The sequence below is a fragment of the uncultured Arthrobacter sp. genome, assembly GCF_902805515.1.
Taxonomy (GTDB): domain Bacteria; phylum Actinomycetota; class Actinomycetes; order Actinomycetales; family Micrococcaceae; genus Arthrobacter_D.
Genome location: NZ_CADCTE010000006.1, coordinates 1 through 19,718, shown reverse-complemented (window position 1 = coordinate 19,718; position 19,718 = coordinate 1). Strand labels below are relative to the sequence as shown.

Genomic DNA, 19,718 nt, shown 5'->3' with positions numbered 1-19,718 from the left:
CGACTGCGTCTTCAGGAGGTAACGGCTTCGCTCAGCCGACCGGTTTGGACCGCGGTCCCGAGACGACCAGGGTTCCCCGACCGTCCGAGGGGTCCGCGTTCGGTGCGGAGCCACCGGTGCCCGGGGCGGACGGATCCGCTGGTGCCGGGGGCGCGGCGGCCGGAGGTTGGACGTCAACGGTGCGTCGCAGCGGGGTTTCCCTGATGAGCAGGACGCTGAGCAGGGCCAGGGCGGCGATGCCGGCGGTGATCAGGAAGATCAGGGCCGTGCTTTCCCCATAGGCGGCCCGGATGATGTCCCCCACCGCTGCGGGCAATCCGGCCGGATCGGGCGAACCGCCGTGTGCTCCGGAGGAATCGGTGGGGAGCCCGGCCGCCCGGAGGCCTTCCGCGGTCCGGGCCGCTGTCGAGTCGCCGAGGACGGCGCCGAGCGCGGCGACGCCGGCGGCGCCACCGATGGTGCGGAAGAATGCCACCGATGCGCTGGCGGAGCCGACATCCTTCAGGGACACAGTATTCTGCACGGCGAGCACGAGGTTCTGCATCAGCAGCCCCAGGCCCAGCCCAAAGAGGAAGATGAAGCTTCCGACGAACCAGAGGCTGGTGAGCTCGTCGATAGTGCCCGCGAGGGCGAGCCCGAGGATCAGCAGGACCGACCCGCCGACGAGGAAGCGCTTCCACCGCCCGAAGCGGGTGATCAGCTGCCCGGAGGCGACGGAGCCAATCAGGTTACCGGCGATCATGGGGAGCGTCAGCAGACCGGCGTCGGTCGCGGTTAAGCCGCGTGCCCCCTGATAGTACTGGCCGAGGTACGTCGTCGAAGCGAACATAGCGACCCCCACGGCCAGGGAGGCGACAATTGCCAGAGCGGTGGTGCGCTCGGTGATGATCTTCAGGGGAATCACCGGTTCGGCGGCCCTCGACTCCACGAGGACCAACAGGCCCAGGAGCAGCACGCTGCCGCCAACCATCAGCCCGCTCTGCCAGGAGACCCACCCGAAGGTGTTCTCCTTGCCGACGAAGGAAACCCAGATCAAAAGGGTGCTCACTCCCGCTGTCAGGAGGACCGAGCCAAGCCAGTCAATGGTGACTCGGCGGGCGGTGTGGGTGAGCCGAAGTGTCAGCTGGAGCAGGGCGAGGGCAATGACGGCCAACGGCACGACGACAAAGAAGGTCCACCGCCAGCCCAGGGGCGAGTCCACGATGATGCCGCCCAGCAGCGGTCCTGCCGCGGTCGCGACGGCGATGACTCCTCCGAGGTACCCCGAATAGCGACCCCGTTCCCGGGGCGAGACCATGGCGCCGATGATCGCCATTGATACAGCGGTCAGCCCGCCCATGGCTATGCCCTGGATGGCGCGGCCCGCCAGCAGGACGGGGATGGTCGAGGCGAATCCCGCAAGCACCGAGCCCGCCACGAAAACGGCAATGCTCAGCTGCACCAGAAGCTTCTTGTCGAACAGGTCCGCCAGCTTTCCCCATAGAGGAGTGGTCACCGCGCCGGCGAGCAGAGCGGCGGTGATCACCCAGGCGAAGTCGGTCTGTGAGCCGTTGAGGTCCGAAATGATGGCCGGCAGGGCGTTGGCCACGATGGTGCTGCTGAGGATCGCCGTGAAAAGTCCGGCGAAGAGGCCGGTGAGGGCCTGCAGAACCTGCCGCTGGGACATTGCGGCACGTGGTTGCGGTGGCGGGGTGGGGGAGGGGGCTGGGGGAGTCGTCATGGTGTTGCCTTAGGTCGGGTGGGGTGTTCGGTGGGGAGGGCCGCTCAGCCGGCGGCCCGATCGAGGAGTTCCTGGAACGGAACCGGGCCCTGGCCGGTCCGGAAAGGGCGGGGAGAATTGCTCAGTACTCCGCCGAGTTCCCGGGCTGCACGGTGGATCCGCTGCTCCAAGGGCTGGATTGACGCCTCGCCTGCACCCCAGTCCTCCGGTGAGGCGTAGACGGCGGTGGGGACGACAACCGCCCGGAGGTAACTGAACAGGGGGCGCATCGCGTGATCGAGCATCAGGGCGTGGCGGGCGCTTCCCCCGGTGGCCCCCATCAGCACCGGCATCCCCTCGAGGGCGGTGGGGTCCAATACATCGAAGAAAGACTTCAGCAGCCCGCTGTAGGAGCCGGAGAAGACAGGACTCACGACGATAAGGGCGTCGGCGCGGGTCAGACGATCGATGACCGAGGCAAGTGCGGGCGCAGGAAAGCCGGTTAGGAAGTTGCTGGCGATGTCCACGGCGTGGTCCCGCAGCTCCACCGCCTCGACCTCGACCGGCTGGTTGCGGAGCGCCAATTCCGCCCGAACCCCGTCAGCCAACTGATCGGCAAGCATCCGGCTGGAGGACGGTGCACCCAGACCTGCGGACACTGCCAGAATCCTTTGTGTAGTCATTTTGATTGTCCTTCCAATCGAACTTTTATGTTGCCGAACACGTATCTATAACCGGCACCGGGATGGTTCGATTCCCCAGCATGTCGCCTGGGTCCGGGGAATAACCGGGCCCGGCTCACCAGTTGTGTGGTTGGCAACCTAAAGGCGAAAACAGAGACGCCGCCGCAATGCCGGAGACGGCTGCGGCCTCGGCGCCGTGAGATGGAGGAATCATGCAGATTGGTATTTTCAGCGTCGGTGACCGCACGGCGGATCCCGCAACGGGCCGGCTTCCGACGGAACGTGAACGCATCAAGGGAACTGTTGAGATAGCGCTCCGCGCGGAGCAGGCGGGCCTCGATGTATTCGCAACCGGAGAACACCACATCCCGCCCTACATCACCTCATCACCCACAACGCTTCTCAGCTATATCGCGGCCAAAACCAGTACCCTCCACCTGTCCACTTCGACCACCCTGATCACCACGAACGATCCTGTGAAGATTGCCGAGGACTACGCGATGCTCCAGCATCTCGCGGACGGCCGCCTCGACCTGATGCTTGGCCGCGGCAACAGCGGTCCTGTCTACGGGTGGTTCGGTAAGGATTCACGCAAGGGTGTCGACGTGGCGATTGAGAATTATGCGTTGCTGCGGCGGTTGTGGGATGAGGACGTGGTCACCTGGGGTGGGAAGTACCGCACGCCGCTGCAGAACTTCACCTCCACTCCCCGCCCGTTGGGTGGTGCCGCACCCTTTGTCTGGCACGGCTCAGTGAAGACCCCCGAGATCGCCGAGCAGGCCGCCTACTACGGGGATGGCTTCTTCGCGAACCACATTTTCGGTCCGCCGCAGCGCACCGCCCGGATGATCGGCCTGTACCGTGAACGGTTCGAGCACTACGGGCACGGACCTGCGGACCAGGCCATCGTGGGCCTTGGGGCGCACGCATTCATCAGGAAGAACTCCCAGGATGCCGTTCGTGACTTCCAGCCCTACTTCGACAATGCGCCAATGTTTCCGGGGGGCTCGGCGCTGGCGGACTACATGGCGCAGACTCCCACTATTGCCGGCAGCCCCCAGCAGGTCATCGAGAAGACGTTGTCCTTCCGCGAGTATGCGGGGGATGCCCGGCGCATCCTGTTCGCCCTGGAAGTCGGGGGAGTGCCGTTGGGAACCACGCTTGAGCAGATCGACCTGCTCGGGGAGTATGTGGTCCCCGAGCTCCGGAAGGAACTCGCCGCGGACACGGCTGGGGAATAATCCGCCCACCAGATCCGCTATACATGTGGCTGGCAACCTAAGCAAACGTTGGCCCCCTCCGGCCCGAAGTCATTCCCGACCCCGCAGGCCTGGGAATATCTCCGGAACCTTATTCGCTATACATGTGGCCGGCAACCTAAATGTAAGCCTCCGCCCTCGAATCCACCACCCCAGCGGCCTCAGGGCCGCAAACCATGCAGCACCGACACCTAACGATTGGACAAACATCATGACGAACCTCTGGGATCCCATCTCCTTCGGCAACATCTCCCTGAACCACCGCCTCGCGATGGCTCCAATGACCCGCAGCCGGGCCAACGACGACGGCACGCCCGGACCGCTGACGGCCGAGTACTACACCCAGCGGGCCTCTCTGGGCCTGCTGATTACCGAGGGGGTCCAGCCTTCGGATGACGGCCAGGGCTACCTGAACACCCCGGGCATCTACACCGACGCCCACGTCGAGGGCTGGCGTGAAGTGATCACCGCGGTGCACGAGGCCGGCGCCTCGATGTTTATGCAGCTGATGCACGCCGGGCGGATGTCGCACCCCGACAACACGCCCCACCACCGCACGGCGGTGGCCCCGTCGGCTATCGCGCCGGGCGTGCCGATGTTCACTCGAACCGGGGCGCAGGACATTCCCACCCCGCGGGAGCTGAGCGTTGAGGAGATTGCCGCCACAGTGAAGGACTTCCGCACCGCCGCTGCGGCCGCGATCCGGGCCGGGGCCGACGGCGTCGAGCTCCACGGTGCCAACGGGTACCTCCTGCAGCAGTTCTTCGCCCCCAACGCGAATGTGCGCACGGACCAGTACGGGGGGTCGATCGAGAATCGCGCCCGCTTTGCCCTTGAGGTCGCCCGCGGCGTTGCCGAGGAAATCGGCGCCGAGCGCACCGGCATCCGCCTCTCCCCGGGCCTGACCCTTGGTGGATTGGATGAGGGCCCTGAGTCGGCCGATCTCTACCGTTACCTCGTCGGTGAGCTGGCCAAGCTCAACCTGGCCTATGTGCACGTGCTGCACATTGGCGATGAGGACCTGCTGGGTGACATCCGGGCCGCCTTCCCCAATACGCTGCTGGTGCTGCGTGCCGGGCGGACCCCTGAAGACGTGGCCGTTGACGTCGAGGCCGGGCTGGCAGACATCGCCCCGATTGCGTCCTGGGCCCTGGCCAATCCGGATGTCGTCGAGCGCCTGAAGACCGGAGCGGAACTGAATAAGGGCAACCCGGCAACGTACTACGGCGGCGGCGCAGCCGGCTACACGGACTATCCCGTCCTGGAGACCGCCGGCAAGTAATTCCGAAGCGGACTCACCGGTGCGGAGGTGCCGGTGGATAGGCACCGATGGGTGGAGGGGCTTCGGCTTCTCCACCCATTGGTTACCACCCCTCGGTCCTCCAGCATGGCATCCTCCCCGGGCCCCTCAGCGGCTAACGCCTTGGCCTGCCAGGTCCTGCCTCGCCGGCCCGCGCCGTCCGGGCACCCCGTCTGGGGGAATGCTAGGGTTGAGCCGCTTGGGCGCGGGTGGCGCGACGCGGTTGTGCCGCCCGTTCCACACCTCAGAAAACGAACCAAAGGCAGCAATCGTGAAAACCCCGAACGGATCTGCGGAGACCCTGTCCTCCATAGCGCGCGACTTCCCCGCCAGCTGGGCGATCTACAGCCTGGCCCGCTCACACCGGGGGCTGGCCGCTTCCATGCTTTCGGACCTTGGACTTTTTCCCAGCCAGGAATTGATCCTCATGCAGCTCTGGGATGAGGATGGTCAGTCCCAGAAGGCGCTCGGCCAGACCCAGCGCTTCGACCATTCCACGATCGCCAAGTCCGTGCGCCGCCTCGAAACCGCGGGTCTGGTTCGGCGGGAAAAATCCAGCATCGACGGCAGGGTCACCCTTGTGTTCCTCACCGACGCCGGCCAGGCACTCAAGGACCGTACCCTCGCGATCTGGGAGGAGCTCGAGCGCAAGACCGTGCAGAGCCTTACGGCCAAGGAGCAGGCGCAGCTCGTCGCCCTCGCACGCAAGATCATCCCCAACCTCGAATAGCAGGTTCGCCGCTCCTGGCCCTTCACCGCAGACAGCACGCACCCGGCACTTTGCAGCTACGGGCACTGAACCTTCGCGCCATTGACCTCGACCGGTGCTCCCGAGGCCAGGCCCTGGCACTGCTCGGTCAGCTCGACGAAGTTCGGCCCGAGTGACATGACGACGAAGGCGCCGACCACCAGGATCGCCGTGCCGAGAAGCCCCACGATAATTCCGGCCAGGGCCAGTCCGTTGCCGGTGCCGCTCCTGCGGGCCTTCACCATTGCAACGATGCTGATGACAAGTCCGACCGGGCTGATGAGGAACGCGAGAACGAGGCCGGTGATGCTCAGGGTCCTGCCCCCGGACGAGCGCTGGACGGTGCCTCCTCCGCCGGGAGCCCGGCTGCTATTCTTTGCTTCGGTGTCGTGAAACTGATAGTTCGACATGTATTCCTAACGGCCGGAGGCGGCATGGTTAATTGTGCGACGGCGGCATTTTTGAGAACCGGGCCGCGCTTTCTTTTCCAACCTATCCCGCCGGCACTTCCCATGACCGCCGAAAAGGTGAAGATCGTCCTCTGGAAGTAGGAATGTCATCCAAAGTGCTGAGGGTCCCCGCGGGCGCCTGCTTGATGGGAAGGCCGCTGCCGTTACCGAAGGAGAGCGGGCGCCGCAGGACTGTCGATTGGACCGGTCCGGTTGAGGTGGATCGAGGCGACCATCGGGGCACGGAACGCCAATCGGAACACTGGGCATTGATCCCACCACAGAACACCGGTCCGACCACAGAACACTGATCCGACCACAGAGCACCGTCCGATCAGAGAATGCTGATCCGAACACCAACAATAGGTGGGGCGGAATGCATGAGCATTGGGAGTTGCTCCTCGAGCCCGCCGATTATTCCAAAGAAATGCATTCCCGCCGGCTGGCCGGCAATACCGATATGCTCGCGATAAATTCGGGTGATGCGACTACCGTACTCTGCCGTGATCCTCGAGGTGATTCCCGCAGTTATTGCGCCTGCTATGCAGCTGCCAGCTACTTTTGCCGGCACGTGCCTTTCCATCGGCGCGTTCCGTCGCGCCCGCTCGCACCTGGTTCGCGGGCGGAACCGGGGAGCTGCCAGGTCGTCCACAGTTTGCTTCCGGGGAATATGCTTTCCGGGAGAAGAATTGTCGGTGACGACCCAGCAGGAAAGGTGCGAGATGTCATCCCGCGAAGCGAGCTCTACACCGGTGCCCAGCGACGAGGAGGTCATCGCCGAGTGGGGCCAGGTGATCCGGGGATTTTCCGTCACCAACAAGAAGCTCCACTTGGCCGTCGCCGCCCAGTTCAATCTTGACGAACCCGAGACCGAAACCATGCTCCGCCTTGGGAGCAGCCCCCTTCGTCGGGTGCCGATGACGGTGTTGGCCCGGGAGGCCGCGTTCAGCTCGGGAGGCTTCACCAAGGTTGCCGACCGCCTGGCCCGCCGCCACCTCGTTCAGCGTTCGCCGGGTGCGGATGACCGCCGGATCACCTACCTCGAGTTGACCCCTGCGGGCGAGGAGATGGCCGCCGGCCTCCATCGTCTTGTGGCCGACGTCGTGCGCTCCATCTACGTCGATATCCTCGGCGCCGAGCGTGCCGCCGTTGTAGCCTCGGCCATGCGCGACCTCCGGAAGGCCCACCGCGACGTCGCCTGACTGACGTCGCCTGACTGACGTCGCCTGATCGTAGCGAATCCAGGCGTCGGCCTTACCGTCTCACCTCGTAGATGAGTTGGGCGAACTGCCCCTGCTGGGTCGCTTCCTTCAGCACCAGGGCGTCCGGATTGACCCGTCGGGGAAACAGCGGAGCGCCGCCGGTCAAAGCCGCAGGGGCCACCGAGAGCTGGATTTCGTCGAGATGCCCGCTGTCGAGGAACTGCCCGGCGAGGTCGCCCCCGCCGACAATCCAGATGTCCCGGTCTCCGGCTGCCTCGGTCAGGCGCTCAATCACCGTGTCAACCGCCCCGCTGACGAAGCGGACGTCCGCTCCCTCCGGAACGGGCAGGGTACGGGAGGTGAAAACAAAGGTCGGCCGGGGTCCAAAATAGGTGGGCCACTTTTCGGGTGCCTCCAGCAGATTCTCCTCCCGGAGAACCCATTCGTAGGTTGTCGAGCCCTGGACCAGCACGCCGATGCCGGAGAGGAACCGTTTATGGACGGCCGGCTCGGGGGCTTCCACGGCGAAGAGCCAGTCAAGCGAGTTGGACTCATCGGCGATGAACCCGTTGAACGAGGTGGCGGTGTTGTAAATGACGCGCGGCATGACAGCAGGGTAGTTGTTTTGCCCAGCCGGGGCACCCTTCCCGGCACCCGGTCCCGGCGCTCCTGCCCGAGCGCCCGGACCTTCTTTTGGGGAGACCTGGTGATTTTGGGGTTCAGGGAGCCCCGGTCACGGCCTCGACCGGGTTCTCCTGCACATAGCGGTAGTACTCACGCAGCGTGAGCTGCTGGGCTGCTTCCTCGTCAATGACCAGGGTGGCCCGCGGATGCAGCTGCAGCACCGACGCCGGGCACATGCTCGACACCGGTCCCTCGACCGCCCGGGCGATCGCCTCAGCCTTGGCCGTCCCCTGTGCCACGAGGAGTACCTCCCGTGCCTCGAGGATGGTGCCGAGCCCCTGGGTCACGCAGTGGCGCGGCACCTGGTGTTCGTCCGGAAAGAACCGCGAATTGTCGACCCGGGTGGCGGACATCAGGGTCTTAACGCGGGTCCGGGAGGCAAGGGAGGAGGTCGGCTCGTTGAAGCCGATGTGCCCGTTGCGTCCAATCCCAAGGATCTGCAGGTCGATCCCGCCAGCGGCAGCGATGGCTGCCTCGAATTCGGCGCACGCCGCCGCCAGATCCGGCGCGTTGCCCTGCGGCACGTGGACCTTCGCGGGGTCGAGCTTGAGCCGGTCGGTGACCTCCCGCCGGATCACCGAGGCGTAGCTTTCGGGGTGGCCCGGAGGCAGCCCGACGTACTCATCGAGCGCGAACGCGTTCAGCGCGCCCAGCGCCGGTGTCCACCTTCGCTCGAGTTCCTTGTAGAGGGACAGCGGCGAGGATCCCGTCGCCACCCCGAGGGTGCGGAGCGTTCCGGCGGCTAAGCGCTTGAGGATGCGGTCGCTGGCGTACCCGCCGATGTCGGCGGCAGTTTCGAGGATGACGATGCGCATGGTGGGCCAATCCTTACGGCGGATTCGGGTGTCGGTCAGAGCGGCGCGGGCGGGGCGACGAGCACCTTGGTGCCGCCGGCTTCAAACGCTTTCTTCTGGGCGGCGGTGATGCCGCTGTCGGTGATGAGATTGTTGAAGACATAACCGGTCATTGTCGCGAAGCTCCGCATCCCGATTTTCGACGAGTCGGCGACGATGTAGGTGTCGGAGGCGCGGCGGGCCATCAGGGCGTTGACCGCCGCTTCGCCCTCGTCGTTGACGGTGGGACCGATTTCCGGATCAAGGCCGTTCACCCCGACGAAGGCGAGGTCGAGTGCGACCCGCTGCAGGATCACGTCGGTGTACGGGCCCACCAGCTCGTAGGAGCGCGGATTCACCACTCCGCCGGTGACCATGATGCGGATGTTCGGCCGCACCACGAGCTGCACCGCGATGTTGATGGCGTTCGTCACCACGGTGAGGGTCGGCTTGTTCGAGGGCTCGAGCAGGTCGGGCCGCATGCCCAGGGCCTGGGCGATGGCGGTGCTTGTGGTGCCACCGCAGAGCCCGATCACCGCTCCCTTGGGAACCAGGGCGCTGGCGGCCTGGGCGATGGCCTGCTTCTGGGCCGTGTGGTCGTCGCGGTTGTAACGGGTGGGAAGGTCGTAGGCGACCGACTCCATGGTGGCCCCACCGCGGGTCCGGGTGAGCAGGCGTTGGGCGGCGAGGCTGTCCAGGTCCCTGCGGGCCGTGGCGGGGGATACCTTCAGCTCGCGGACGATATCTTCGACCTGCACGTGGCCGTCGGCGGCGAGCAGGTCGAGGATCGCGTTGAGCCGCTCGGTCTTTTCCATCGTTCAGCTCCCGCCCGATTCGAGGGCAAGCAGCCGCAGGAGCCGCGCCGCCTCGGGCGCCAGGGCCCGCCGTCCGGCACCGAGGTAGCGCCGCGAGTCAACAAGGTTCGGCTGCTCCTCGAGCACCCCGCGCACCGCGCGGGTGAAGAAGCCGTTGAGGTGGGTCGAGACGTTGATCTTCGTCATCCCGGCCTTGACCGCCGCGACGAGCGTCTCATCGGGAACGCCCGAGGATCCGTGAAGCACGAGCGGAACCTCAAGCACCGCGCGCAGTTCCCGCACGAGGTCGACATCCAGGGACGCGGTCCGCTCGGTCATGGCGTGGGAGGATCCGACCGCAACCGCGAGGGCATCGACCCCTGTCGCCGCGACGAAGCTGCGCGCCTCGCCAGGATCGGTGCGGACGCCGGGTGCGTGGGCGCCGTCTTTGCCGCCGATCCGTCCCAGCTCCGCCTCCACCAGCACGCCGGCGTCGCGGGCCCGCCGTGCCACCCGGGCCGTGGATCGAACATTCTCGGCGTAGGGGAGGGTTGACCCGTCGTACATCACCGACCCGAAGCCCAGCTCGATGGCCTCGTCGACGAGCCGTTCGTCCTCGGCATGGTCGAGGTGGAGTGCCACCGGCACCCGGGCGCCCGCCGCGACGGCACGGCAGGCGAGGGCGAGGGGCGCGAGCGCGCCGTGGTAGTCCGCGCAGTTCTGCGAGATCTGGAGGATCACTGGGAGCCCCGCTGCCTCGGCGCCTTCGACAATCGCCTCGGCGGTCTCGAGGTGCAGCACGTTGAACCCGCCGATTCCGGTCCCCGCGGCGAAGGCGGCGTCGAGGATCTCGCGTGTGGGGGTCAGGCCCATCAGGATTCCTTTCCAACGGGTTTAGTGCCCGGGCTGCTCTGCCCGGTCGGGGAGGCGTCGTCGTGCCGGGTCACCGAGACCTCGGCGGCCAGACGTACGTGGTCTGGGTGGATGTCACCGGCCGTCGGCATGAGCACCGCTGCCGCCGACCAGGCGGTGGCCCGGCGGAGCATTTCCGAGACATCCCCCGATCCGGCCGCGAGCAGTGTCGCCAGGGCCGCAACGGCCGCATCGCCGGCGCCGGTGGCGTTCCCATGCAGCGGTTCCGGGAGGGCGGCGCGGAGGTGGCGGTCCGGCGCGTCGGCCGTTAAGGCGAGCATTCCGTCCTCCCCCCAGCTGACGAAGACACGGCGGGCTCCGAGTCCGAGCAGGAGCCGTGCGCCGCGGGCCGGATCAGCTTCCCCCGTCGCCTCGCGGAGTTCTCCCGCATTGGGCTTCAGCAGGTCCGCGCCGGCTGCGGCGGCCCGGAGCAGTCCCGGGCCGGAGGTGTCGATGATGCAGCGAACTCCGGCTCCCGCACACCGGCGCACCAGGGCCGCGTAGAAGTCGGTCGGCGCCCCCGGAGGGAGGCTTCCCGAGCCGACGACGCAGCCCGCACCGGGGAGGGCATCGTCGATCCGGGCCCACAGCCGGGCCCACTCCGCCGCTTCGAGCGCGTTGCCGGTCTCGTTGAACAGGCTTGTGCTGCCGGACGTCGAATCGTGGAAGGCAAGGCTGCGGCGGGTGGGGGCGGTGGCCGGCTCGAGGACCGAGGGGATGCCGCTTGAGGCGAGCTCGGCGGTGTACTGCTCGCCTGTTGGTCCGCCGACAGCCGCCAGGGCGAGCGTCGGATAGCCCTGCTGGTGCAGGACCCTGGAGACATTGACGCCCTTCCCTCCGGCCCTTACAGCCGGTGCCGCAACGCGGTGGGTGGTCCCCAGGACGATGGCCGGCACGGTGTAGGTCTCGTCGAGGGCTGGATTCGGGGTCACCGTGACGACGGTTCCCGCCGTGCCCGCAGGAGGCGGCCCCGTCATGGCCTGGCCACCAGGTCCCGGGCCCGCAGTCCCGCGCCGATGAGGCCTGCGTCCTGGCCAAGGACCGAGGTGAGAATCCTGGGTGTCCGCAGGAAGGACAGCCTCGATTCGACCCGGGCCTGGAGGGGCTCGACCAGTGCCGGGCCGGCCTGCGCGAGCCCCCCGCCGAGGATGACGGCTTCGGTGCCGAGGATGGCTGTGAGCTGGCAGATGCTGAAGGCAAGCGCATTCACCGCGTCGTCCCAGACCTGCACCGCGTGCAGGTCTCCGCTCTGTGCCGCCGTCAGGACGGTCTCCGCCCCTGCTGCGGCCTTCCCCGAGAGGGCGTTGTACCGCCTCGTGATGGCACCTGCGGAGCCGATGGTTTCGAGGCAACCGAACGCCCCGCAGGGGCACTCGGTCCCTCCGGGGACCTCGGCGTGACCGATCTCCCCGGCATACCCTCCGGCGCGCACCCGCTGACCTTCGCAGAACACCGCACCGGCGATTCCGGTGCCGATGACCATCACGACGACGTCGCGCAGGCCCCGCCCGGCGCCGGCGCGCATCTCGGCCTCCCCGGCGATGCTCACGTCGTGCCCGAACGCCACAGGAAGGCCTGTGGCGCGGGTGAGGTGCTCCCCGAAGGGATAGTCCCGCCAGCCAAGGTTGGCTGACATCAGGCCGATGCCTGCCTCTTCGTCGACGAGGCCGGGCACAATGAGACCGATCGACTCGACGGCACACCCGGGATATTCGGCGCGGTAGTTTTCGGTCAGTGCGGCGACCTTTGCGACGACGACATCCCCGGGGAACTGCCCGTCCCGGGGCGTGGGGATGCGCAGGAGGGAGTGGAGCCGGCCCGCATCGTCAACGAGGGCCGCCTTCATGTCGGTCCCGCCGACGTCGAAGGCAAGGACCGCGCGGGCGGGAGGCTCCCCGCTACCTGCGTCGGGCCCGGACACCGGATCCGCCGGCAGCCCCACCTGCGGGCCGGTCCAGGTGCCAGGACCGGTGCTGGCGCTTCCCCCACCTCTCACCGAAACTCAGCCTTCGAGGATGACGGAGCGGGAAAGGTTGCGCGGCACATCGGGGTTCAGGCCGCGGGCCAGGGCGCGTTCAAGCGTCACCTTGTGCACCCGCACCAGCTCAGCGAGCGGGTGGAGCCCCGAGTTGACGAACGACGCTCCGGTGGCGGCGACCTCGGCGTCCAACCCATCGGGTGCATCGCCAAATGCCCAGGTGACCCGTCCGGGAGCGGCGATGGCGATGGGGCCGTGGCGGTATTCCATGGCGGGGTAGGACTCGGTCCAGCCCTGGACTCCCTCCCGCATCTTGAGCGCGGCTTCGTGGGCCAGCCCCACCGTCCAGCCGGTGCCGAGGAAGCTGAACTGCTCCGCGTCGAGCAGGTCCCGGTCCGTGGCGTCCTGCAGCACGCTCCGGGCATCCGCCACGGCGCTGGTGAGGTCCTCGCCCAGGGTCGTCAGGAGGTAAACGAGGGCGGTCGTCGCAAAACGGGTCTGGACGACCGACGACTCGTCGGCGTAGGGCAGGCCGACGACGGCGTCCGCCAGCCCGGTTGCCGGCGAGCCGGTATCGCCGAGGAGGACAACTGTCGGAGTGCGTCCCTTGACCTGGCTGAGCACGGACAGAACTTCACTCGTCGTGCCCGAGCGCGTGATGGCGACGATGGAGTCATAGGAGCGGGTGGCCAGCACCGAGGCCTCCGAGGCGGCGAAGGCGTCGGTTTCCCCCTTGCCGGCAGCTTCACGGGCTGCGGCGTAGGCCTGGGCCATGAACCATGAAGTTCCGCATCCGATCACTGCGACCCTGCGGCCGTCGGCCGGCAGCAGCTGCTCGGACCCGGCCTGGGCTATTGCCTGCTCCCAGAGATCGGGCTGGGAAGCCAGTTCCGCAGCCATGTGATGGCCGGGAGCAGCCTCGACGGGCGCTGACGGTTCGGTGGACTGTGACATGGGGATCTCCTTCGGGCGGTGGGGCCCGGTGCTGGAAGGATGGGGAATGCTGCTCCCATGATGAACGGTGATCGAAGCAGATGTCCAGTGCTCAACTGCGATCATGACCAGGAAAGCTCCCGCCTCCCGTGGACCGCCCTCCTCCTTTGCCGTCGGGCACCGCAGGGACTAGGCAAAAAGCCAGCGCGAACCCGCAGCGCGTTCCTCTTGACGTGAGACCCACATCACGTCATTATTTCTGCATTAGGTGATTCCTTGTGATTGGGGGACGCCTTCACGTATCACAAAAAACCATTGTGTTGCCGACTCCCGGGTCGCGCCCGCGGCCGTCCTGCCCGTCCGGATTCGAACTTCCCGCGTCGGTGCCAGCACTCGAAATATCACCTGAAAGAGGACTTCATGAAGAGCAGACTGCGCAAAGGTCTCGTGGCTGCCGTCGCCGCCGGGACCCTGATGGTCACCTCCTGCGGCTTTGGCGGGGGTGGCTCCGAAGCGGAAGGCGAAGGCGGAGACACCACGATCGACATGCTCGTTCCGAGCTACTCCGATAACACCAAGGCGCTGTGGGAAGGAGTCGTCGAGGAGTTCGAAGCCGCCAACGACGGCGTCACCGTGAACCTGCAGATTGAATCCTGGGAGAACCTCGAGTCTGTGCTGCAGACCAAGATCCAGTCAGGTGAGGCCCCCGACATCTACAACGGCGGTGCCTTCTCGGCCTTTGCGGCCGAGGGACTGCTCTATCCGGCCGAGGACATCGCCTCCGGGGACATCATCGGCGACTTCCAGGAATCCTTCGTAGAGAACGAATCCTTTGAGGGAACCCAGTACGGACTTCCGCTGCTCGCCTCCGCCCGCGCCCTGTTCTACAACGAGGACCTGATGGAGGAGGCCGGCGTTGCCGAGCCGCCGAAGACCTGGGATGAGCTCTACGACGCGGCCAAGAAGATCACCGACATGGGAACGCCCGGCTACGGTATGCCGCTGGGCTCAGAGGAAGCCCAGGGTGAAAGCCTTATCTGGTTCGCGGGCAACGGCGGCGGTTTCGGAGACGAATCCGAAATCACCGTCAACACCCCCGAAAACGTCGAAGCTGCCGAGTTCATGAAGAAAATGATCACCGACGGAGTCACCCAGCCCGACCCCGGCGCCACCCAGCGCACTCCGATGATCAACGTCTTCGCCCAGGGAAAGATCGGCATGGTTTACGCCCTGCCCCAGACCGTGGGCCAGATCGAGAAGGAAAACCCCGACCTCAACTACGGTGTCGCCAACGTTCCTACGAACACCGGGGAGCCTGCAACCCTCGGAGTCGCAGACCGCCTGATGGCCTTCAAGAACGATGACGACAAGCAGGAAGCCATCACACAGTTCATGGACTTCTTCTTCGAAACCGGCACCTACGTGCCGTGGGTCGAGGCCGAGGGATTCCTGCCCACCACCAAGAGCGGTGCCGAGGAAATGGCATCCAACGAGGTCCTGAAGCCGTTCCTCGACATGCTCCCCGACGCACAGTTCTACCCCACGTCCAACCCGGCGTGGAACGCAACGGATGGCGCCTTCAAGTCGCTCATGGGCCAGCTTGAGGACCAGGACGCCAAGACGGTACTGGACCAGATCCAGGCCAAGGCCGACGCTGCCGGCTGACCCGCGGGTTACCAGCAGCACCTTTTCGGCATAGGTATCTACCCAGCAGGGGGGCCGGCCCGGTCCGGGCGGCTCCCCTGCGTTCCCCAAGGAACGGTCCGCACCCCATGAGCACTTTGACACCCCCGGTCATCCGGGAACGGAAACGCGGCGGCGGTCTCCAGAACCGGGACAGCCTGTGGGCGGCCCTTCCCTGGGTCGGCCCGGTCCTGCTCCTGATCTTCGGAGTAGTCCTCTTCCCCGCCGCGTATATGATCTACTCCTCGACACGGCGGATCAGCCAGGCCGGAACGAACGTCGAAGGCGTCGGCTTCGAAAACTTCGCCACAGTCTTCGCCGACCCGAACCTGCCCCGGGTCCTGCTCAATACCTTCGTATGGGTGATTGTCGTCGTCTCGGTGACGGTCGTCCTCTCCCTGCTGCTCGCCAATTTCCTCAACAAGCCCTTCCCCGGCCGGACCCTGGTGAGGATGGCGGTTATCGTCCCCTGGGCGGCAAGCGTCGTCATGACGACGACCGTCTTCTACTACGGACTCGACCGCGACTACGGCATCATGAATTCCTTCCTCGTTGACATCGGACTCCTCGATTCAACCTATGGGTTCACGAAGAACGTCGCGACGGCACTGGGGGCCGCGATCGTCGTCGGAATCTTCGTCTCGATCCCGTTCACCACCTACACGCTGCTCGCCGGGCTGCAGGCCGTGCCGTCCGATGCCCTTGAGGCCGCGAAGATGGACGGTGCGGGCCCGGTCCGCACCTACTTCAGCGTCGTGCTGCCGCAACTGCGCGGTGCGCTCGCCGTCGCCGTGCTGATCAATGTGATCAACGTGTTCAACAACCTGCCGATCCTGCGCATCATGACCGGGTCAATCCCCGGCTACAGCGCGGACACCCTCATGACCTACATCTTCAAGGTGCTCCAGTTCGATCGGCGGCTCGACATCGCCAGCGCCCTCAGCGTCGTGAATTTCGCCGTCGTCATCCTGATCGTTGCGGTGTACGTGAAGGTCGTCAAGCCCATGAAGGAGACCTGAGGTGTCAGTGAGCGCTCCGGCGAAAGCCACCATCCCGCCGGTGCGGCAGGACCGTGCCCGCAAGTACGGGCCCGACGGCATCAGCGGACGGCGGCTCGGCCTGCGCATTGCGGTCGGCGTCGTCGTCGTGATCGTCTTCCTGACGCCGTACCTGATCATGCTGGTCGGCTCCCTCAAGACCCGGCCGGAAATCCTGCGGGTGCCGCCGCGGTACTTCCCGCAGGACGGCCTGCAGCTGGGGAACTACGCGTCGATGTGGTCGACGCCCGAGACCCCCCTGCCGTTCAACCTCATCTCAACACTGATCATCTCGGTCTTCGCTACGCTGCTCGTGCTGCTCGTTGCGACCCCGGCGGCGTACTACACGGCCCGCTTCCGCTTCCCGGGAAAGATCGCGTTCCTGTTCCTCGTCATCGTGACGCAGATGTTGCAGCCGGCGGTCCTCACTGCAGGGCTGTTCCGCCAGATGCTTGTCCTCGACATCAACGACACCTGGCTGGCGATGATCCTCATCAACGCGGCCTTCAACCTGTCCTTCGCGCTGTGGATCATGCACAGCTTCTTCGCCGGCATTCCCAAGGAGATCGACGAGGCGGCCCAGCTCGACGGCGCCGGCCGGCTCAAGGTGCTCTTCACGGTGAACCTGCCCCTTGTCTGGCCCGGCATCGTCACGGCGATCATCTTCACCTTCGTCTCTTCCTGGAACGAGTTCGCCGCGTCCCTGGTGATCATGTCCACTGCCGAAAACCAGCCGCTGTCGGTGGCGCTGACCAAGTTCATCGGTCAGTACGCCACGAGCTGGCAGTACGTGTTTGGCATCTCGATCGTGGCGATCATTCCCGTGATCATCCTCTTCGCGCTCATCGAGAAGCGGCTGATCGGCGGGCTGACCGCGGGAGCCGTCAAGTAGCCGGGCGGACGCAGGGAGGCGCTTCCAACTTTTCGTTGTGGAGCGCCTGCCGCGGTGCTATCCCTAGAAGATGTCCGCAGCGGAGCGTTTCGAAGGAGAAGCGATGACAACGAGTCCCGACGCAGAGGAACGCCAGCTCAGCGACTGGAGCCGCACCCTGACCCAGGCGCTGCAGATCCTCGACCTTGAGGTGGACTCCGCCAAGATCCTTGAGGTGGCCGATCGGTCCTCGGCCGCGGTCTCGCCGAACGCGGGAGCAATCAGCGCGTTCCTCGTCGGATATGCGGCGGGCACCGTCAACACCAAGGGCCGCAAGGGTGCGGACGAGGCGGTCCAGAAGGCCGCCTCCACCGTGCTGCGGGTGCTTGCCACGGGCGACGAGCGCGAAGAAGAAGGCTGGACCGGCACCGCCCAGTAAGTACCGCCCAGGTAAGCACCGCCCCGAGTGCGCAGTCCGGGGCTTGCGCGTTGAGTGTGCACCTCACCACCGAAAGCCCGCGTCAAAGGGTGGTGAGCTGCAGTTTCGGAGGGAGTGGACGTCAGCCGCGTCGGTGCGTTTCGGGGGCTTGCGCGTTGAGTGTGCACCTCACCACCGAAAGCCCGTGTCAAAGGGTGGTGAGCTGCAGTTTCGGGGGGAGTGGGGGCTGCGTTTCGGCGGGAGATAGCTAATCGGTGTCGGCTGACGGCGGCACCGCTGCTGTGAGACGCTGCAGGGCCCCCTCGAGGAAGCCGCGCAGTGCCGGATCGGTCGTCAATGCAAGGGCCCTGCCGTAGGCCGCGGCAGCTTCCATGGCCCGGCCCGCCTCAACCAACAGGTGGGCACGGGTTGCCCACGCAGGCTGGAAATCCTCGAGAGCCGGAGCATTGGCTGTGTCGAGGAATGACAGGGCCGCGTCCGGGCCGGACGCCTCGCCCAGGGTTGAGGCGAGTGAGACGATCCCTCCGAGCGTCGGCTTGAGGGCCACCAGGGCCTCATTGAGGCGGAGCAGTGCCTGCCAATCGGTCGTTCCCGTGCGGGCCCGCGCGCAGTGCACCGACTGCATTGCGGCCTCGAGTTGGAACCGGCCGATCCGCCCCAAAGAGTGCGCCTGCCGCAGGTGTTCTTCTCCGCGGGCGATCAGGTTCCGATCCCAAAGGCTGGTGTCCTGAAGGGCGAGGGGAACAAACCCTCCGGCCGACGCCGTACGCGCAGTTCCGCGGGCCAGCGACAGGCAGATCAGTGCGGCCAGCCCGTGGACTTCCGGCTCGTCGGGAAGTAGTTCCGCGAGAACCGTCGCGAGGTACAGCGCCTCGGCGGCGAGGCTCTCGGGAGGGTCGGCATCGGCATCGGCCTGTGAGCGGGCACCGGCATCGGCCTCGGCCGGGGAGCGGGTTCCCGGGTTTGCGTCGGCCCCGGCTGGCTTAGGGGCCCCTGCGTCCCCGTCGGTCTGCGAGTGAGCCGCGGCGTCGCCTCCGGCCTGAGAGCGTGCCCCGGCGTCGGCCCCGGCTGGCTCACGGGCCCGGGCGTCCCCGTCTGCCTGGGAGCGGGTCCCGGCGTCCACGTTTGCCCGAGAGCGGGATCCGGCGTCGACCCCGGCCTGGGAGTGGGCATCGGCATCCGCCTTGGCCGGCTCACCGGTCCCAACTCCTGCCCGAACCCTTCGGGCGCCCGGCAGCGGGCTCCGCCAGTCGAGGGCATACGCGCCGTACACCGCCTCGAGCACCGCGGGCAGGCGCTCCTTCAACACCGTTGTGTCGGGCAGGACGAAGGGAATGCGGGCCTCTCGGATACGCCGCTTGGCGCGCACGAGGCGCTGCGCCATCGCCGGTGCCGGAACGGCGAAGGCCGAGGCGATCCGGTCCGCCGGAACGCCGAGGATGACCTGGAGCATCAGGGGCGTGCGGACGCCCGGGTCGATCGCCGGGTGGGCGCAGACGAAGAGCAGGGCAAGCCGTCGGTCCGGGATCGCCTCGACGTCGACCTCGTCCCAGTGCACTGCGCCCGGCAGGGCAAAGCCGGACCCGACGGGTGAGGGGACAACCCCTCGAGTGCCTGTCCTCCGCGCCGTGCCACCCGGAGGGCCTGCTCCTGGGGAAGCGTCATCGGGCTCCAACGGCACCGAGGTGCGGTAGGCCGCCGACCGGTAGCGGTCCCGCTGCCGGTTGCGCGACACCGTGAACAGCCAGGCCTCGGGGTTCTCAGGGATGCCCGAAACCGGCCAGGTGGTCAGCGCACGGAGGAACGCGTCGGCCAGGGCATCCTCGGCGGCCTGAAGGTCGCCGGTGGGTGCGGCGAGCAGGGCGAGCAGGCGGCCATAGGAGGCGCGGGCCACGGACTCGGCCCGAGCCCGCGCCTCGCCAGTGCTCAGCCTCGATCCTGCCACTGTCCCTCGCGGAAGGAGATCGCTGACGGGCGGATCTCAATCACCCCGTACTGGGCGCCCGGACACTTGGAAGCCCAGGCGAGCGCCTCGTCGAGGTCCGGGACGTCGATGACGAAGGCGCCGGCCAGCTTCTCCTTGGTGTCGGCGAACGGGCCGTCTTGGATGGAGAGGGTGCCCGTCCGCAGCGTCACCGTCGTGGTCATCTCGGCCGGCTTGAGGATCTCCGCGGCGACGAGGATGCCCGCGGCGTCGAGCGACTTCGCGTACGC

The 19,718-nt window shown here is 66.8% G+C and carries 20 protein-coding genes; 8 read left to right on the top strand and 12 right to left on the bottom strand.

Features of this window, described 5'->3' with window-relative positions; all coding sequences use genetic code 11:
- Window positions 1-31 precede the first annotated feature (31 nt).
- Window positions 32-1,720, bottom strand: a complete 1,689-nt coding sequence (locus QZX79_RS01130) for an MFS transporter (RefSeq protein ID WP_366484646.1) — start codon at window positions 1,718-1,720, stop codon at window positions 32-34.
- Between the two features lie 44 nt (window positions 1,721-1,764).
- Window positions 1,765-2,382, bottom strand: coding sequence for an FMN reductase (locus tag QZX79_RS01125; RefSeq protein WP_294563504.1), 618 nt, complete (start codon window positions 2,380-2,382; stop codon window positions 1,765-1,767).
- 212 nt (window positions 2,383-2,594) lie between these two features.
- On the opposite strand from QZX79_RS01125, the gene QZX79_RS01120 reads away from it, so the two are divergent.
- From QZX79_RS01120 to QZX79_RS01110, 3 genes are all read left to right on the top strand, one after another.
- Window positions 2,595-3,623, top strand: coding sequence for a CE1758 family FMN-dependent luciferase-like monooxygenase (locus QZX79_RS01120; RefSeq protein WP_294563501.1), 1,029 nt, complete (start codon window positions 2,595-2,597; stop codon window positions 3,621-3,623).
- Between the two features lie 229 nt (window positions 3,624-3,852).
- Window positions 3,853-4,923, top strand: coding sequence for an alkene reductase (locus tag QZX79_RS01115; RefSeq protein WP_294563499.1), 1,071 nt, complete (start codon window positions 3,853-3,855; stop codon window positions 4,921-4,923).
- Window positions 4,924-5,212: 289 nt separating this feature from the next.
- Complete coding sequence (locus tag QZX79_RS01110; protein WP_294563497.1) at window positions 5,213-5,671, top strand: MarR family winged helix-turn-helix transcriptional regulator; 459 nt, start codon at window positions 5,213-5,215, stop codon at window positions 5,669-5,671.
- Window positions 5,672-5,727: 56 nt separating this feature from the next.
- Here the strand turns inward: QZX79_RS01110 and QZX79_RS01105 are convergent, their stop codons facing one another.
- Window positions 5,728-6,099: a DUF4190 domain-containing protein gene (locus QZX79_RS01105; RefSeq protein WP_294563495.1), complete on the bottom strand. Its 372-nt coding sequence runs from the start codon at window positions 6,097-6,099 to the stop codon at window positions 5,728-5,730.
- A gap of 761 nt (window positions 6,100-6,860) precedes the next feature.
- Here QZX79_RS01105 and QZX79_RS01100 point away from each other — a divergent pair.
- Entirely contained in the window at window positions 6,861-7,340 is a 480-nt protein-coding gene (locus QZX79_RS01100) for a MarR family winged helix-turn-helix transcriptional regulator (protein WP_294563493.1), read from the top strand.
- A 52-nt stretch (window positions 7,341-7,392) separates the two neighbouring features.
- Here the strand turns inward: QZX79_RS01100 and QZX79_RS01095 are convergent, their stop codons facing one another.
- The 7 genes from QZX79_RS01095 to QZX79_RS01065 form a co-directional block, all read right to left on the bottom strand.
- Complete coding sequence (locus tag QZX79_RS01095) at window positions 7,393-7,947, bottom strand: dihydrofolate reductase family protein (protein ID WP_120168830.1); 555 nt, start codon at window positions 7,945-7,947, stop codon at window positions 7,393-7,395.
- Between the two features lie 112 nt (window positions 7,948-8,059).
- Entirely contained in the window at window positions 8,060-8,839 is a 780-nt protein-coding gene (gene nagB / locus QZX79_RS01090) for a glucosamine-6-phosphate deaminase (RefSeq protein WP_294563490.1), read from the bottom strand.
- Between the two features lie 35 nt (window positions 8,840-8,874).
- Window positions 8,875-9,672, bottom strand: coding sequence for a DeoR/GlpR family DNA-binding transcription regulator (locus tag QZX79_RS01085; protein WP_120168826.1), 798 nt, complete (start codon window positions 9,670-9,672; stop codon window positions 8,875-8,877).
- A 3-nt stretch (window positions 9,673-9,675) separates the two neighbouring features.
- Window positions 9,676-10,524 (bottom strand): class II fructose-bisphosphate aldolase, encoded by an 849-nt coding sequence (locus QZX79_RS01080; protein WP_294563485.1) that lies wholly within the window; start codon window positions 10,522-10,524, stop codon window positions 9,676-9,678.
- Window positions 10,524-11,540, bottom strand: coding sequence for a 1-phosphofructokinase family hexose kinase (locus QZX79_RS01075; protein ID WP_294563483.1), 1,017 nt, complete (start codon window positions 11,538-11,540; stop codon window positions 10,524-10,526). The genes QZX79_RS01080 and QZX79_RS01075 overlap by 1 nt, the downstream gene beginning before the upstream one ends.
- Window positions 11,537-12,559, bottom strand: a complete 1,023-nt coding sequence (locus tag QZX79_RS01070; protein WP_294563481.1) for an ROK family protein — start codon at window positions 12,557-12,559, stop codon at window positions 11,537-11,539. The genes QZX79_RS01075 and QZX79_RS01070 overlap by 4 nt, the downstream gene beginning before the upstream one ends.
- Window positions 12,560-12,565: 6 nt before the next feature.
- Window positions 12,566-13,441 carry an SIS domain-containing protein gene (locus QZX79_RS01065; protein ID WP_294563505.1) on the bottom strand — a complete coding sequence of 292 codons (876 nt, stop codon included), beginning with the start codon at window positions 13,439-13,441 and terminating at the stop codon, window positions 12,566-12,568.
- A gap of 453 nt (window positions 13,442-13,894) precedes the next feature.
- On the opposite strand from QZX79_RS01065, the gene QZX79_RS01060 reads away from it, so the two are divergent.
- From QZX79_RS01060 to QZX79_RS01045, 4 genes are all read left to right on the top strand, one after another.
- On the top strand, window positions 13,895-15,139 hold the full coding sequence (locus tag QZX79_RS01060) for an extracellular solute-binding protein (protein ID WP_294563478.1): 1,245 nt from the start codon (window positions 13,895-13,897) through the stop codon (window positions 15,137-15,139).
- A 107-nt stretch (window positions 15,140-15,246) separates the two neighbouring features.
- Complete coding sequence (locus QZX79_RS01055) at window positions 15,247-16,176, top strand: carbohydrate ABC transporter permease (protein ID WP_294563476.1); 930 nt, start codon at window positions 15,247-15,249, stop codon at window positions 16,174-16,176.
- A 1-nt stretch (window position 16,177) separates the two neighbouring features.
- A complete protein-coding gene (locus tag QZX79_RS01050; RefSeq protein WP_294563474.1) occupies window positions 16,178-17,086 on the top strand; it encodes a carbohydrate ABC transporter permease in 909 nt (302 codons plus the stop codon).
- 103 nt (window positions 17,087-17,189) lie between these two features.
- Complete coding sequence (locus QZX79_RS01045) at window positions 17,190-17,504, top strand: DUF6457 domain-containing protein (protein ID WP_294563472.1); 315 nt, start codon at window positions 17,190-17,192, stop codon at window positions 17,502-17,504.
- A gap of 247 nt (window positions 17,505-17,751) precedes the next feature.
- Here QZX79_RS01045 and QZX79_RS01040 read toward each other — a convergent pair whose 3' ends face one another.
- Both QZX79_RS01040 and QZX79_RS01035 read right to left on the bottom strand, forming a co-directional pair.
- On the bottom strand, window positions 17,752-19,449 hold the full coding sequence (locus QZX79_RS01040) for an RNA polymerase sigma factor (protein ID WP_294563470.1): 1,698 nt from the start codon (window positions 19,447-19,449) through the stop codon (window positions 17,752-17,754).
- A partial coding sequence (locus tag QZX79_RS01035) for a YciI family protein (protein WP_294563468.1) occupies window positions 19,431-19,718 on the bottom strand: 288 nt, incomplete at its 5' end. The genes QZX79_RS01035 and QZX79_RS01040, both read right to left, overlap by 19 nt.